Origin of the sequence: Variovorax sp. RO1, from assembly GCF_002849325.1 — a bacterium.
Classification (GTDB): Bacteria; Pseudomonadota; Gammaproteobacteria; order Burkholderiales; family Burkholderiaceae_C; genus Variovorax.
Window position 1 is genome coordinate 91,758 of sequence record NZ_PKMT01000010.1, and the last position, 13,975, is coordinate 105,732.

The 13,975-nt window shown below is 68.6% G+C and carries 11 protein-coding genes; 7 read left to right on the forward strand and 4 right to left on the reverse strand.

Going from position 1 to position 13,975, the window contains the following annotated elements; all coding sequences use genetic code 11:
• Positions 1 to 29 precede the first annotated feature (29 nt).
• The 5 genes from CY658_RS31165 (at position 30) to ispC (ending at position 5,861) form a co-directional block, all read left to right on the forward strand.
• Complete coding sequence (locus CY658_RS31165) at positions 30 to 1,151, forward strand: terpene synthase family protein (protein ID WP_101493844.1); 1,122 nt, start codon at positions 30 to 32, stop codon at positions 1,149 to 1,151.
• Between the two features lie 161 nt (positions 1,152 to 1,312).
• A complete protein-coding gene (locus tag CY658_RS31170) occupies positions 1,313 to 2,326 on the forward strand; it encodes a Rieske 2Fe-2S domain-containing protein (RefSeq protein WP_180839094.1) in 1,014 nt (337 codons plus the stop codon).
• Between the two features lie 40 nt (positions 2,327 to 2,366).
• Positions 2,367 to 3,305, forward strand: coding sequence for a 4-hydroxy-3-methylbut-2-enyl diphosphate reductase (gene ispH, locus CY658_RS31175; protein ID WP_101493846.1), 939 nt, complete (start codon positions 2,367 to 2,369; stop codon positions 3,303 to 3,305).
• Entirely contained in the window at positions 3,302 to 4,603 is a 1,302-nt protein-coding gene (gene ispG / locus CY658_RS31180; protein WP_101493847.1) for a flavodoxin-dependent (E)-4-hydroxy-3-methylbut-2-enyl-diphosphate synthase, read from the forward strand. The genes ispH and ispG overlap by 4 nt, the downstream gene beginning before the upstream one ends.
• Positions 4,604 to 4,613: 10 nt before the next feature.
• A complete protein-coding gene (gene ispC / locus CY658_RS31185) occupies positions 4,614 to 5,861 on the forward strand; it encodes a 1-deoxy-D-xylulose-5-phosphate reductoisomerase (protein WP_101493848.1) in 1,248 nt (415 codons plus the stop codon).
• 100 nt (positions 5,862 to 5,961) lie between these two features.
• Here the strand turns inward: ispC and phnY are convergent, their stop codons facing one another.
• The 4 genes from phnY to psrA all read right to left on the reverse strand — a co-directional run bounded on the left by phnY (position 5,962) and on the right by psrA (position 11,256).
• The gene (gene phnY, locus CY658_RS31190; RefSeq protein WP_101493849.1) at positions 5,962 to 7,419 is read right to left on the reverse strand and encodes a phosphonoacetaldehyde dehydrogenase; all 1,458 of its coding nucleotides are present in this window, start codon (positions 7,417 to 7,419) and stop codon (positions 5,962 to 5,964) included.
• A 21-nt stretch (positions 7,420 to 7,440) separates the two neighbouring features.
• The gene (gene phnA, locus CY658_RS31195) at positions 7,441 to 8,688 is read right to left on the reverse strand and encodes a phosphonoacetate hydrolase (RefSeq protein WP_101493850.1); all 1,248 of its coding nucleotides are present in this window, start codon (positions 8,686 to 8,688) and stop codon (positions 7,441 to 7,443) included.
• 44 nt (positions 8,689 to 8,732) lie between these two features.
• Complete coding sequence (locus CY658_RS31200) at positions 8,733 to 10,046, reverse strand: MFS transporter (protein WP_101493851.1); 1,314 nt, start codon at positions 10,044 to 10,046, stop codon at positions 8,733 to 8,735.
• 115 nt (positions 10,047 to 10,161) lie between these two features.
• Positions 10,162 to 11,256, reverse strand: coding sequence for an iron-containing alcohol dehydrogenase PsrA (psrA, locus tag CY658_RS31205; RefSeq protein WP_101493852.1), 1,095 nt, complete (start codon positions 11,254 to 11,256; stop codon positions 10,162 to 10,164).
• Between the two features lie 189 nt (positions 11,257 to 11,445).
• Here psrA and CY658_RS31210 point away from each other — a divergent pair, with 189 nt between their 5' ends.
• Positions 11,446 to 12,330, forward strand: coding sequence for a LysR substrate-binding domain-containing protein (locus tag CY658_RS31210; RefSeq protein WP_101493853.1), 885 nt, complete (start codon positions 11,446 to 11,448; stop codon positions 12,328 to 12,330).
• Positions 12,331 to 12,417: 87 nt separating this feature from the next.
• The gene (locus CY658_RS31215; protein WP_101493887.1) at positions 12,418 to 13,971 is read left to right on the forward strand and encodes a class I adenylate-forming enzyme family protein; all 1,554 of its coding nucleotides are present in this window, start codon (positions 12,418 to 12,420) and stop codon (positions 13,969 to 13,971) included.
• Positions 13,972 to 13,975: the final 4 nt, after the last annotated feature.

Consider the following 13,975-nt stretch of genomic DNA (forward strand, 5'->3'; position numbering starts at 1 on the left):
GCCGCGCATCACTTCTTGAAAGACCCTCCATGAAGCCCGTCCGACTGCCAGAAATTGCGTGCCCGCTCCCCTTCGCCGTCTATCCCGACAGCCCGAAGTTCGACGCGGCCACCGCCGCATGGATGATCAAGTGGAAGCTCTACAGCGACGACGCGCATTGCGAGCGCCTGACCCACACCGAGTGCGGCCGCCTCGCCGCCCTCATGTACCCGACGGCGAAATCCGACGCCCTGCTGCAGGTCATGGCCGACTACACCATCTGGGCCTTCGCCTTCGATGACGAGTACTGCGACGAAGGCGAGATGAGCCGCAGGCCCGCGGACTCCACCCTCGCCATGCACCGCATGCAGCGCGCCATCGAGTGCCCCGAATACACCATCGACCCCAACGACAAGTTCGCCCTGGCGCTGCGCGACCTGCGCCGGCGCATGGACGCCCTGGCATCGCCGCTGCATGGTGCGCGGTTCGTCAATGCCCAGCGCGGCTACTTTTTCGTCGAAATGAACAAGCTGGCGCACGACGCGCCGCGCGAGTTCAACGACTGCGCGACGCTGCGGCTGGCCTCCGGCGGCGGCATCGTCTTTCCGACGCTGGCGCACATCGCGTCGGTCAACGCCATCAGCCAGCAGGACATGGAGAGCCGCCGCATGATGGCCATGATGGAGATGGCGGCGATGCTCATCGTCTGGGACAGCGACATCTACTCCTACGGCAAGGAACTGGCGCGCGAACCCGACGGTCGCCAGCACAGCCTCTGCGCGTGGATCCATCACCGCCGCGGCCTCGCGCAGGAAGACACGATCCGCGAGGCCATCGGGCTGCGCAACAGCGTCTTCAGCCTGTACCTGCGGCTGCGGGAAGACATGCTCTCGGACGCGGCACCCGAAGTCCGCGACTACATCCGCGGGCTCGACGGCTACGTGCGCGGCGGATTCCACTGGATCCAGAACAACGACCGCTACCGCTTCAGGAACGGCGTGAGCGGCGAACGCGCCTACGAAGGCGGCGACCTGGCGAGCGCCCTGCCACCCGACGACGGCACGCCGATCCCGGTGCCGGCGCTGGCCTGGTGGTGGGAGCACGACCCGTTGCGGCGCGGTGCCGGACGCCAAGCGCACCGCCTCCAGGAAACGGTTCCGGCCGGCGCCTGAGCGTGCCGACGCACCGTCCGAATGTCATCGACCCCGGAGCTGCCGCCATGTCCGAATCGACCATCCATGTCATGAGGGAATCGCCCTTGCGCAGGGTGCATCCCGCCGGCGACGAGTCCCCGCCCGCCGCCCTGAGCAGCCGCCCGCCGATGACCGCGCACATGAAGTCCCTGCCCGGTGACGCGCGTGCGGTGCTGCCCGACCCGAACGGGTGGTTCGCCGTCTGCTTCAGCCACGAACTCCAGCGCGGTGCGGTGCTGGTCAAGCCGCTGATGGGTCGCGACATCGTCCTCTACCGCACGCAATCGGGCCTCGCCCGCGTGGTCGAGCCCTACTGTCCCCACATGGGCGCGCACCTGGGGCACGGCGGCCGGGTCGAGGGAGACAACCTGGTGTGCCCCTTCCATCACATGCAGTTCGGTCCCGAGGGCGGCTGCGTGCACACGGGCCGCGCCGGGGCCGTGCCCCGCATGGCGCTGACCGCACGGCACATGCGGGAGCGCAACGGTGTCATCTTCACCTGGGTGCATCAGGAAGGACTCGCCCCCTCATGGGAGCCGCCGACGCACGACCTGACCGGCTGGAGCCGGCCGGCCTGGGTGCACCAGGAACATGGCGGGTATTTCCAGAACTCGGGAGAAAACAGCGTCGACCTGGTCCACTTCGACACGATCCACAACTTCCGGCAACCGCAGATGTCGGCCGACGTCGTCGACAACCTGCTGGTGGTCCGGTTTTCCGCCAGGTTGCTGGGCAGGCCCTTCTTTCTGCATCTCACCAACTACGACGCGGGCAACCTGTACGGGCACTTCACGCTGCCTTCGCTCGGCCTGGAGCTCTGCGTACTGGGATATGCGACACCCGATGCGCATTTGCGCTGGTCCCTGCGCATGGTCACGGCCATGAGAGTCGAGCGCTTTGCGCGCTGGCCTGCAGCGATTCAGTCGCCGCTCTATGCGCTGATGAGACTGGTCGCGGGCGTGTGGGCCGACCGCACGGCGGGCCAGGACACGAGCGTCTGGGAGCACCGGGGCCATCCGGGAAGCTTCAGGCTGATGGCCGAGGAACGGCCTGCCGCGCTGTACCAACGCTGGGTGCAGCAGTTCTATTCGTACGACTTTCCGGGCGTGAAGCCTTCGGCCACGGACCGGCCTGCGCAGGAGGACGCGCGATGACCTCCCCCGTCGCCCATTCAACCTTTCGAGGAAACCCACCATGCGCGTCATCCTTGCCCAGCCCCGTGGTTTCTGCGCCGGCGTCGTGCGGGCCATCGACACGGTGGAACACGCGCTGCGGCGCCACGGCACGCCCGTCTACGTGCGCCACGAGATCGTCCACAACAAGCACGTCGTCGACGACCTGAAGGCACAAGGCGCGGTGTTCGTCGAAGAGCTCGCCGAGGTGCCCGCCGACGCCGTCGCGATCTTCAGTGCGCACGGTGTGAGCCACGCGGTGGAAGTCGAAGCACGCGAACGCGGCCTGCGTGCGATCGACGCGACCTGCCCGCTCGTCACCAAGGTGCACGAACAGGGGCGTCGCTATGCCGCCAAGGGCTATGCGCTGATCCTCATCGGCCACGCTGGGCACCCCGAGGTGACGGGCACGCTCGGGCAGATTCCCGCGCCGGTCAGGCTGGTGCAGACCGAGGCCGACGTGGACGCGCTGCCGCTCGATGCCGACACGCCGCTGGCCTACATCACGCAGACCACGCTGTCGGTGGACGACACGCGCGGCATCATCGATGCGCTGCAGCGGCGCTTTCCGCAGATCGTGGGGCCCGACACGCGCGACATCTGCTACGCCACGCAGAACCGGCAGACGGCTGTGCGCGAGCTGAGCCAGCAGGTCGACGTGGTGCTGGTGGTCGGCGCGCAGAACAGCTCCAACTCGCAGCGCCTGCGCGAGATCGCGGCGCAGGCCGGCGTGCGCAGCTACCTCATCGCACAAGGCAGCGAACTCAAGCCCGACTGGGTGCGCGACGCCGCCGCGGTGGGCGTCACGGCCGGCGCGTCGGCACCCGAGACCATGGTGCAGGACGTGGTCGCCGCGCTGCGCCGACTGGCCGACGTGGAACTGATGACGCTGCCCGGGCGCGAGGAGCACGTGGTGTTCCGGCTGCCGGCCGAACTCGCGCCTGAAGCGGTCACGCCATGAAACCGCCGGTCGCACGCCGCCTCTCGCGGCAGGTGCGCGTCGGCACCGTGCGCATCGGCGGCGACGCGCCCGTGGCCGTGCAGGCCATGACCAACACCGATACCGCCGACGCGGCCGCCACCGTGGCGCAAGTGGCCGCGCTCGCGCGTGCGGGGGCCGAGCTGGTGCGCCTCACGGTCAACAACGAAGAGGCCGCCGTGCAGGTCGCGCCGATCCGCGATGCGCTCGCGCGCCAGCAGGTGCATGTGCCGCTGGTGGGCGACTTTCATTTCAACGGCCACCGCCTGCTCGCGCAGTACCCCGACTGCGCGCAGGCACTGGCCAAGTACCGCATCAACCCCGGCAATGTCGGCCGGGGCGCCAAGCGCGACGAACAGTTCTGTCAGCTCATCGAGATCGCCTGCCGCCACGACAAGCCGGTGCGCATCGGCGTGAACTGGGGCAGCCTCGACCCCGCGCTGCTGGCGCGCATGATGGACGCGAACGCGCAGGCCGCGCAGCCGCAACCCGCCGACGAGGTGATGCGCCAGGCGCTCATCGTCTCGGCGCTGGAGAACGCGGCACGCGCCGAAGACGTCGGCCTGCCGCGCGACCGCATCGTGCTGTCGGCCAAGGTGAGCCAGGGGCAAGACCTCATCGCCGTGTACCGCGAACTCGCCGCGCGCTGCGACTACCCGCTGCACCTGGGCCTGACCGAAGCGGGCATGGGCTCCAAGGGCATCGTCGCCTCGGCCACCGCGATGGGCGTGCTGTTGCAGCAGGGCATCGGCGACACGATCCGCGTGTCGCTCACGCCCGAGCCGAACGGCGATCGCACGCGCGAGGTGCTGGTGGCACAACAAATTTTGCAGTCGATGGGGCTGCGCGCCTTCACGCCCAGCGTGACGGCCTGCCCCGGCTGCGGGCGCACCACGAGCACTTTCTTCCAGTCGCTGGCCAGCCAGATCGAAGGCTGGCTGCACGCGCAGGCGCCGGCCTGGCGCGTGCGCTTTCCGGGCGTGGAAGACATGCACGTGGCGGTGATGGGCTGCGTGGTCAACGGCCCCGGCGAGAGCCGGCTCGCGCACCTGGGCATCTCGCTGCCGGGCTCGGGCGAGCAGCCCGTGGCGCCGGTCTACATCGACGGCGAACGCGCGCTGACGCTCAAGGGCGAGCACATCGCCGACGACTTCACGCGGCTGGTCGAGACCTACGTGGCTGCGCGCTACGGCGCCGATGCCGAGGCGGGCCAGCGGCTGCGCGCGTGGATGAAGCCGGTGCCGTCGCACGAGCGCGTCGTGCCGATTGCTGCCGTGTGAAGGCATCGCCATGACCACGCAACGCCTCACCCTGCTCGGTGCCACCGGATCGATCGGCGACAGCACGCTCGACCTCGTGGCGCGCCACCCCGATCGCTTCGCGGTGCACGCGCTGACGGCGCACCGCAACCTCGACAAGCTCTTCACGCGCTGCGTCGCCTTCCGCCCCGACGTCGCGGTGGTCGACGATGCGCAAGATGCGGTGCAGCTGCAAGCCCGTCTGCGCGCGGCCGGCCTGCGCACCGAGGTCATGCACGGACCGCAGGCGCTGTGCGAGGTGGCGCAGTCGGCGGGCTGCGACACGGTGGTCGCGGCCATCGTCGGTGCGGCGGGTTTGTTGTCGTCGCTGGCGGCGGCGCGCGCGGGCAAGAAGATCCTGCTCGCGAACAAGGAGGCACTCGTGATGTCCGGCGCGCTGTTCATGCGCACGGTCGCCGCGCACGGCGCCACGTTGTTGCCGCTGGACAGCGAGCACAACGCGATCTTCCAGTGCCTGGCGAGCGCACCGGTCCGTGGCGCGGGCGTCGAGCGGCTGGTGCTCACCGCGTCCGGCGGGCCGTTCCTGCACCGGCCGCTCGAAGCGCTGGACCGCGTGACGCCCGACGAGGCCTGCGCGCATCCCACCTGGCGCATGGGCCGCAAGATCTCGGTCGACTCCGCGACGATGATGAACAAGGGGCTCGAAACCATCGAGGCACGCTGGCTGTTCGCGATGCCGCCCGAGCGCATCGAAGTCGTGATTCATCCGCAGAGCGTGATCCATTCGATGGTGGCCTATGCCGACCAGTCGGTGCTGGCCCAACTGGGCCGCCCCGACATGCGCACGCCGATCGCGCATGCGATGGCCTGGCCTGAACGCATCGACTCCGGCGTGGCGCCGTTGGACTTCCTGCAGCTCGCCCATCTGAGCTTCGCAGCACCCGAGCTGAAACGCTTTCCCTGCCTGCGCCTGGCGCTGGAGGTGCTGCGCAGCGGCTGTGCGGCGAGCGTCACGCTCAATGCCGCGAACGAAGCGGCGGTCGACGCGTTCCTGAACGGGCGCCTGCGCTACACCGACATCGCTTGCGTGGTGGAAGACTGCTTGCAGCACGCGCCCGCATCGGCGCACGAGACCCTCGACGACATCCTCGCGGCTGACGCGCATGCGCGCGTATTAGCGGCTCAGGCGATCCAGCGTGCAGCAGTGCGATCTGCATCGCCTGTGGTCTCGCCTTCCGTGTCGACCACCTTGGACGAAGGCGCAGGCGTTCGGCTGTAGCGCGACAGCCACTTGGCCGCCACGGCCAGCGCCATCGGCGGTGGCCGTGGGGTCTCACGCACGGCGCGCGATGCGCCATGCGCCTCGTGCGCCGCGCCGGTCACCATGGCAGCGAGTAGGTCTTGGTGTTGGTGAAGCTCTTCATGGCTTCGAGCACGCCTTCCTTGTAGCCCAGGCCCGAGTCCTTGATGCCGCCGAAGGGCGTGAGCTCCAGGCGGTAGCCCGGCACCTCGCGCACGTTCACGCTGCCCACGTTCAGCTCGCGGATGAAGCGCGTGATGTAGTCCAGCCGGTTGGTGCAGATCGACGACGACAACCCATAGGCCGTGCCGTTCGAGATGCGGATCGCCTCGTCGATGTTCTTGAAGCGGATGACCGGCGACACGGGGCCGAAGGTCTCTTGCTTGGCAACGGTCATCTCGGGGTCGACGTGGTCGAGCACGGTGGGCGAGTACAGCGCGCCGCGGCGTTCGTTGCCGTACAGGAGCTTGGCGCCGGCTGCGATGGCCTCGTTCACGACGGCTTCGAATTGCTTGGCCGCCGCTTCGTCGATCACGGTGCCCATGTCGGTGTCGGGGTCCATCGGGTCGCCGTACTTCAGCGCGCGGGTCTTGGCGACCAGGAGTTCGACGAACTGATCCGCGACCGACTCGTGCACCAGCATGCGCTTCACCGCTGTGCAGCGCTGGCCCGAGTTCTTGTACGAACCGTTGGCAGCCAGCGTCGCAGCCTCCTCAATGTCCGCGTCTTCCATCACGATGATCGGGTCGTTGCCGCCCAGCTCCAGGATCTGGCGCTTGTAGGTGGCCTTGCCCGCGATGTACTTGCCGATGGGCACGCCGCCGGTGAAGGTGACGAGGTCGACGTCGGCATTGGTGAGCAGCTCGTCGGCAATCTCCTTCGGGTCGCCCGTGAGCACCGACAGCATCTGCGGTGGCAGGCCTGCCTCGTACAGGATGTCGGCCAGCAGGAAGGCCGTGAGCGGCGTCTTCTCGCTGGGCTTGAGCACGATGCGGTTGTTGGTCGCAATGGCCGGCGCCACCTTGTGGATCACCTGGTTCAGCGGATGGTTGAACGGCGTGATGGCGGTGATGGCGCCCAACAGCGGCTCGCGCATCGTGTAGACCTTGCGGCTCTTGCCGTGGTGCGTGAGGTCGCACGAGAACACCTGGCCGTCGTCGACCAGCGCCTGGTTGGCGGCGAACAGCAGCACGTCGGAGGCGCGACCCACTTCGTACAGCGAGTCCTTGCGCGACAGGCCCGACTCGAGCGTGATGGTGCGCGACATTTCATCCAGGCGCGAGGCGATGATCTCGCCGGCGCGCATGAGGATCTTGTAGCGCTCGTAGCGCGTGAGCGTGGGCTTGTAGTCGCGGGCGATGCGCAGGGCGTTGCGCACGTCGTCCAGCGTGGCCTTGGGCACGGTGGCGATCACTTCGCCGGTGTACGGGTAGGTGACGTCGATGGTGCGGTCGCGGTGGACTTTCTCGCCGGCGATGCGCAGCGCTTCGCGGTACACGGTGCCGGGCTTCAGGGCGGAATGGTCAGACTTGCTCATGGAATGCTCCGTCAAAAGGGGTCAGGCGGCGGCCAACAGCGGGCCTTGGGCGTGGTTCAGTGCGAGGTCGAGTGCATCGAAGTTGCGCAGCCGGCGCGTGCTCGCCACGCCCGCGACGGGGCGGTTGCAGATCAGGGGCACCTTCTGCTCGGACACACCACCGTGCGAACGCAGCGGCACTTCGAGCGCCGAGAGGTCGTGGCGCGTGGCCGAGGTACCGATGACGGTGCTCTGCTCGCTCACCACCACGATGTCGCCGATGCGGTCCGGCGGCAGCTCGAAGCGCTGTGCGGCCTCCTTGCGCGAGAGCACGAACTCCATGCCGGGGATGCGCTGGATGCGGTCGATCCAGCCGGGCACCTGGTTCTCGTCGGGCACGTACACGGTCGCGAAGGAGCCGAGCGCGCCGTGGTGCACCACGTACGGGTCGGTGATCGGCAGGATCACGCGGGCGCGGCCCGGGCCGTACCAGTCGTCGAGCACGTCCTGCAGATAGATCACGTTGGGCGAACCGTCAGCACCGTGCTTGTCGTTCATGCCGTGGTCGGCCGTGAGCACGATGGTGGCGCCCAGTGCATCGAGCTGCGCGAGGTAGCCGTCCATCATTTGATAGAACGCGTTGGCGGCGGGGCTGCCCGGCGCGGCCTTGTGCTGCACGTAGTCGGTGGTCGACAGGTACATCAGGTCGGGGCGCTGCGACTCCATCAGCTTCACACCGGCGGCGAACACGAACTCCGACAGCTCGGCGCTGTAGACCGAAGGCACCGGCATGCCGACCATGTCGAGCACGTTGTCGATGCCGTTCTCTTCCATCGTCACCTGATCCGACTTCTCCGACGAGAAGCAGATGCCCTTCATCTTGTGACCCAGCAGCTTGCGCAGCTTGTCCTTGGCGGTGATCACTGCGAGCTTGGCGCCTGCATCGGCGAACGCAGCCAGCACGGTGCCGGCGCGCAGGTACTTGGGGTCGTTCATCATCACTTCCTGGCCCAGCTCGCGGTCGAAGAAGTAGTTGCCGCAGATGCCGTGCACCGCGGGCGGTGCGCCGGTCACGATCGACAGGTTGTTGGGGTTGGTGAACGAGGGCACGACGCAGTCGGCGAGCAGGTCGGCGCCGCCCTTGCGCATGGTGTCGAGGTAGGGCGCGACGCCGGCGGCAATGGCCGCATCGAGGTAGGCCGGCTCGCAGCCGTCGACGCAGACGACGACGACCGGGCGGACCATCCAGCGGTAGCTGCGGCCGTTCACTTCGAGGGAATCGGATTTCATGAAGGGGTACTCCTTGGCAAGTTGTGTGTAGGGGTGCGACGGCTTCAGCGGCGGATGAACAGCGCGATGAAGGCGCTGATGAGGCAGCTGCCCGCGACGATGGGGAACACCACCGAGGTGCTGCCCGAGTGGTCCAGCATCCGGCCGATCAGCGGTTCGCCCAGGCCGGCCAGCAGGTACGAGAAGAAGTTCATGACACCGGTGGCGGTGCCGGCACGCTTGGCACCCACGAGGTCGGGGCACAGGGCCCAGAACGACGAGGCCGGGCCGTAGACGAAGAAGCCAGCGAGGAACAGCAGCCCCAGGCCGAAGATGCTGGTGGGCAGCAGGTACATGCCCATCGAGGCGACGGCGCCCAGCAGCATGTACAGCACGATGGCCTTGTAGCGCTTGGAGCCGAACACCTTGTCGGAGATCCAGCCGTTGGTGAGCGCACCGAAGGCCATGCCCACGGGCAGCGCCACCGAGATCCAGGCCGGATCGATCATGCCGTCGGCGGCCTTGGCCCAGTCCTTGCCCAGGAAGTGCACCGGCACCCAGACGATGAGGCCGTAGCGTGCGGCGTTCTGGAAGCCGATGGCCAGCGCGGCGATCATCAGCTTGGGGTTGCTGAGCACGGCCTTGTAGCGCGACCACGAGCTTTCTTGCGGCTCGCCGTCGGCCACGGCGGCCTGGGCTTCCTGCGGATTGTTGTTGGCCACGCCGGTGTCGGGCGACTTGAAGCCCATGTCTTCGGGCCGTTCACGGGCGATCAGGTAGAAGGCGATGCCGCCCACCAGCATCAGCAGCACGGGAAGCCGGAAGATCCAGCGCCAGTCGAGGTGCAGCACGTTGACGACGATGATCGACGTGACGAACGACAGCACCGAGGCGCAGCCGGCAGCGAACACGTAGAAGCCGTAGACCTTGCCGCGCTCGCCCGCGCCCCACCAGTTCGACAGCAGCCGGCTGCCCGGCGCCCAGCCCAGGGCCTGGAAGTAGCCGTTGATGCCCCACGGAATCGCCAGGCTCTTGAAGCCGACCGCGAAGCTCACGACCCAGTTGGCGGCGCACGAGAGGATGGCGCCGGCCGTCATCACGCGGCGTCCGCCGAACTTGTCGCCCAGGTTGCCGTTGATGGCCTGCCCGACGGCATAGCACCACAGCAGCGAGGTCGAGGCCCAGCCGAGCATTTCCTTCGAGAGGCCGAACTCCTTCTGGATGCCGGGGATGGCGAAGCCGAAGGTCTGCCGCCCCGTATAGAAGAAGAAGTAGCAGAACATGGCCGCGAGCAGCATCCGCCACTGCGCCTTGCGGAACGAATTGTCGAGGGGGGACGCGTAGGTGCCCGCCTGCAGGATGGGATTGGCCGCTTGCATGGTATGTCTCCTTGTCTTGACGGGCGTGGGGCCCGTGGGGCCGGCTCGAAATGGCCGGCATCGCTGTCTGTCTTGCCTTACTGACTCTCTTGTCTCGCTGCGCAGTCCCTGCCTGTCAGGCCAACGCCGCCGCGCCGATGAAGTTCTTGCCGCGCGCGCCGTCCATGGCACGCGCGATCATGGCCGCCGCTTCGCTGTCCGCCACGCCATAGTCGGCAAACTCGGTCTTCACGCCAAGCCCCTGCAGGAATGCCCGCAGGCGCTGTGTGGCGGTGGCCAGGTCGGGGCCGAAGATCAGCTGCAGCGTCTGGTCGCGGTCGGGCGAGCGGGCCCAGGCTTTCTCCAGCACGAGCGGCAGCGTGAACGAGCACGCGATGCCATGGGCCAGGCCGTGGCGCAGCGTCATCTCGTAGGAGATGGAATGCGCCAGCGCCGTCTTGGTGTTGGAAAACGCCATGCCGGCCTTCAGCGCGGCCAGCGCCATGCGCTCGCGCAGGTCGAGGTTGCCCAGGTCTTTCAGCAGCGCCGGCAGGCAGTCGAAGATGTCGCGCACGGCCGAGACGGCGAAGGTGTCGGAGACCGGGTTGGCGTTGACGTTCCAGATCGCTTCGAGCGCGTGCGACAGCGCGTCGAGCCCCGTCGACACGGTGGTGCCCGCCGGCACCGAGAGCATGAGCTCGGGGTCGACGATGGCGGCCTCGGGCCAGGTGGCGTCCAGGTGCAGCGAATATTTCTTCTGGTTGCCGGCGTCCCAGATGGTGGCCCAGGGCGTCACCTCGCTGCCGGTGCCGGCGGTGGTCGGCACGGCGATCAGCGGCTTGACGCTGGCAGGCACGAAGGGCTTGCCGGTGGCCAGCAGCGCGACGAGCTCGTCGAACTGCCCGTTGGCCGTGCCCACCATCAGGGCCTTGGCCGTGTCGATGGCGCTGCCGCCGCCCACCGCGACGATGGCGTCGCAGGGCGCGTCCGATTGCCAGAAGCGGTTGTACAGGTCGCGCAGGTGGGCGACATCGGGGTTGGGACGCACGTCGTCGATCACGGTGACGAGGGCATCGCCCAAGAGCGCCTGCAGGCGGTCGACCAGGCCGAGCCCGCGGGCTTCGGGGAAGGTGACGAGCGCGACGCGGCGGCCCGCCAGGAGCGAGGGCAGCCGTTCGAGGCTGCCTCGCCCGGAATGAATGGACACGGGGTTGCGGTAAGCGTGGGGCATGTTTTTTGTCTCCGGTTTCTGTCTGGCCGCAGTGTCGAAGCGGCGCGCCGGAGCGTCCAATCGCATTTCGCGCGTGCAACCGGTCCAAAACCGATGGATGCCTTGGGGTAAGCCTGCATAGGCGCAGGCGCCGAATCTGAGAGAGGCTCGGTGCACGCCCCCGGCACCGACGCCCCTCACGACCGCCCCATGTTTCACCAGTACTACAAGTGGATCCGCTGCTTCCACGCCGTCGCCAAGACCGGCGGTTTCACCACGGCCGCGCGCTACCTGCACATCGGCCAGCCCACCGTGACCGACCAGGTCAAGGCGCTCGAGGAGCGCTTCAACGTCGAGCTGTTCTTGCGCAGCGGGCGCGCCGTGCGGCTCACGGCCGCGGGTGAGCAGCTGTATGCGATCACGCAGGGCCTGTTCGGGCAGGAAGAAGAAGCGATGCAGTTCCTGCAGCGCGCCCACAAGCTGCGCACGGGGCTGGTGCGCGTGGGCGCGGTGTCGCCGCCCATTGCGCTGGAGCTGGCGCGCAGCTTCAAGCGCAGCCACGCCGGGCTCGACCTGACGGTGTCGATCGGCTCCGAAGCTTCCACGCTCAGCGGGCTGCAGGACTTCGACATCGACGTCGGCATCCTCGTCGAACCGCCCGAGATCGAGGGCCTGCACCAGGTGCCGTACCGCGTGGAGCGCATCGTGGCCGTGGTGCCGGCGAAGCACCCGTGGGCCAAGAAACGCACCATCGCCACGCGCGACATCGCGGGCGAGCCCGTGATCCTGCGCGAGCCCGGCTCCAAGACGCGCCACCGCGTCGAGCGCGCCTGCGCGCAGCAGGGCGTGCAGATGAACTGCGTGATGGAGATCAACAGCCGCGAGGCCATCCTGCACGCCGTGGCCAACGGCATGGGCGTGGGCTTCGTGACGCAGATCGAATGCATTCCGCTGCCCGGCCTGAAGGTGGTGGAGATCGATGACGCCGAGCTCTCGATCAGCTACTCGCTGTGCTGCCTCGCGGTGCGCAAGGACCGGCCGCTGATCCGCGCGCTGTTCGACGTGGCGCAGCAGGGCGACGACACCGGGGATTGAGCGGGGTTTCGTCGCGGGCGGCACACCCCGCGGCGGGCTTCTTCGCTATCCTGCCGTCTGGCCTCAGACGAAGGATCGACCTTGAACTTGCACCCCGCCCTCCAGGACGCCGCCGCGCGCGATTTCGGCACGCTCGCCGACCTGGTCCGCCTCCACGCCCAGCACACGCCCGATCGCCCCGCGCTGGCCGATGCCCAGCAGACGCTCGACTACCGCGCGCTCGACGCGCTCATGGACCGCATCGCCGCCGCCCTGCAGCGCGACGGCCTGCGCGCCGGCGACGCCATTGCGGTCTGCGCCGCCTCGTCGGTGCCCTATGCCGCCGTGTTCCTCGGCGCGCTGCGCGCGGGCGTCGCGGTGGCCCCGCTGGCCCCCGGCTCCGCGCCCGCCAGCCTGGCGCGCATGATCTCCGACGCCGACGCGCGCCTGCTGTTCACCGACGCCTCGGCCGCCGAGGTGGTGGGCGCCGCACAGGCCACGGGCCTGCCGCACATCGCGCTCGACGGCTCCGACGTCGGCCGCGCCCTCGACGACTGGCTCGCGGCGCCCGGCGCGAAGCCGGAGCCCGTCGACGTGCAGCCCGGCTGGGCCTTCAACATCATCTATTCGTCGGGCACCACCGGCGAGCCCAAGGGCATCGTGCAGGGCCACGGCATGCGCTGGTCGCATATCCAGCGCGGCGCCAAGTACGAGTACGGCCCCGAGACGGTCACGCTGCTGTCGACGCCGCTGTACTCCAACACCACGCTGGTGGTGTTCTTCCCCACGATCGCCTTCGGCGGCTGCGTGGTGCTGATGCCCAAGTTCGACGCGCTGGGCTACCTGCAGCTGGCCGTGCAGCACCACGTGACGCACACCATGCTCGTGCCGGTGCAGTACCAGCGCCTGATGGCGCACCCGCGCTTCGACGCGCACGACCTCTCGACCTTCCGCCACAAGTTCAGCACCAGCGCGCCCTTCAACGCGGCGCTCAAGGCCGACGTGCTCAAGCGCTGGCCTGGCGGGTTGGTCGAGTTCTACGGCATGACCGAAGGCGGCGGCACCTGCATCCTCGAGGCGCACCTGAACCCGACCAAGCTGCACACCGTGGGCCAGCCCGCGCCGGGCAGCGACATCCGCCTGATCGACGAAGAAGGCAACGAGCTGCCGCGCGGCGACACCGACGTGGCCGGCGAGGTCGTGGGCCATTCGGCCGGCATGATGACCGGCTACCACCGCCAGCCCGAGAAGACGCGCGAGGCCGAATGGTTCGACGCCACCGGCAAGCGCTTCATCCGCACCGGCGACGTGGGCCGCTTCGACGCCGACGGCTTCCTCACGCTGTTCGACCGCAAGAAGGACATGATCATCAGCGGCGGTTTCAACATCTACCCGAGCGACCTCGAAGGCGTGCTGCGCGGCCACGCGGCGGTGGCCGACGTGGCGGTGGTCGGCGTGCCGTCCGAGCAGTGGGGCGAGACGCCCGTGGCCTTCGTGGTGCGCCGGGAAGGCGACGCCACCCCCGAAGACGCGCTGCTGCAGTGGGCCAACGCGCAGGTCGGCAAGACGCAACGGCTGGCGCGCCTGCGCTTCATCGACGAGCTGCCGCGCAGCGCGATCGGCAAGGTGCTCAAGCGCGAGCTGCGCGACCTGAGTGCCTGACCGA

Coding starts and splice junctions, on each gene's coding strand:
- CY658_RS31170 (WP_180839094.1), top strand. CDS start 1,313: ATGAAGTCCCTGCCCGGTGACGCGCGTGCGGTGCTGCCCGACCCGAAC.
- ispG (WP_101493847.1), top strand. CDS start 3,302: ATGAAACCGCCGGTCGCACGCCGCCTCTCGCGGCAGGTGCGCGTCGGC.
- CY658_RS31210 (WP_101493853.1), top strand. CDS start 11,446: ATGTTTCACCAGTACTACAAGTGGATCCGCTGCTTCCACGCCGTCGCC.
- CY658_RS31165 (WP_101493844.1), top strand. CDS start 30: ATGAAGCCCGTCCGACTGCCAGAAATTGCGTGCCCGCTCCCCTTCGCC.
- ispC (WP_101493848.1), top strand. CDS start 4,614: ATGACCACGCAACGCCTCACCCTGCTCGGTGCCACCGGATCGATCGGC.
- phnA (WP_101493850.1), bottom strand. CDS start 8,688: ATGAAATCCGATTCCCTCGAAGTGAACGGCCGCAGCTACCGCTGGATG.
- ispH (WP_101493846.1), top strand. CDS start 2,367: ATGCGCGTCATCCTTGCCCAGCCCCGTGGTTTCTGCGCCGGCGTCGTG.
- phnY (WP_101493849.1), bottom strand. CDS start 7,419: ATGAGCAAGTCTGACCATTCCGCCCTGAAGCCCGGCACCGTGTACCGC.
- CY658_RS31200 (WP_101493851.1), bottom strand. CDS start 10,046: ATGCAAGCGGCCAATCCCATCCTGCAGGCGGGCACCTACGCGTCCCCC.
- psrA (WP_101493852.1), bottom strand. CDS start 11,256: ATGCCCCACGCTTACCGCAACCCCGTGTCCATTCATTCCGGGCGAGGC.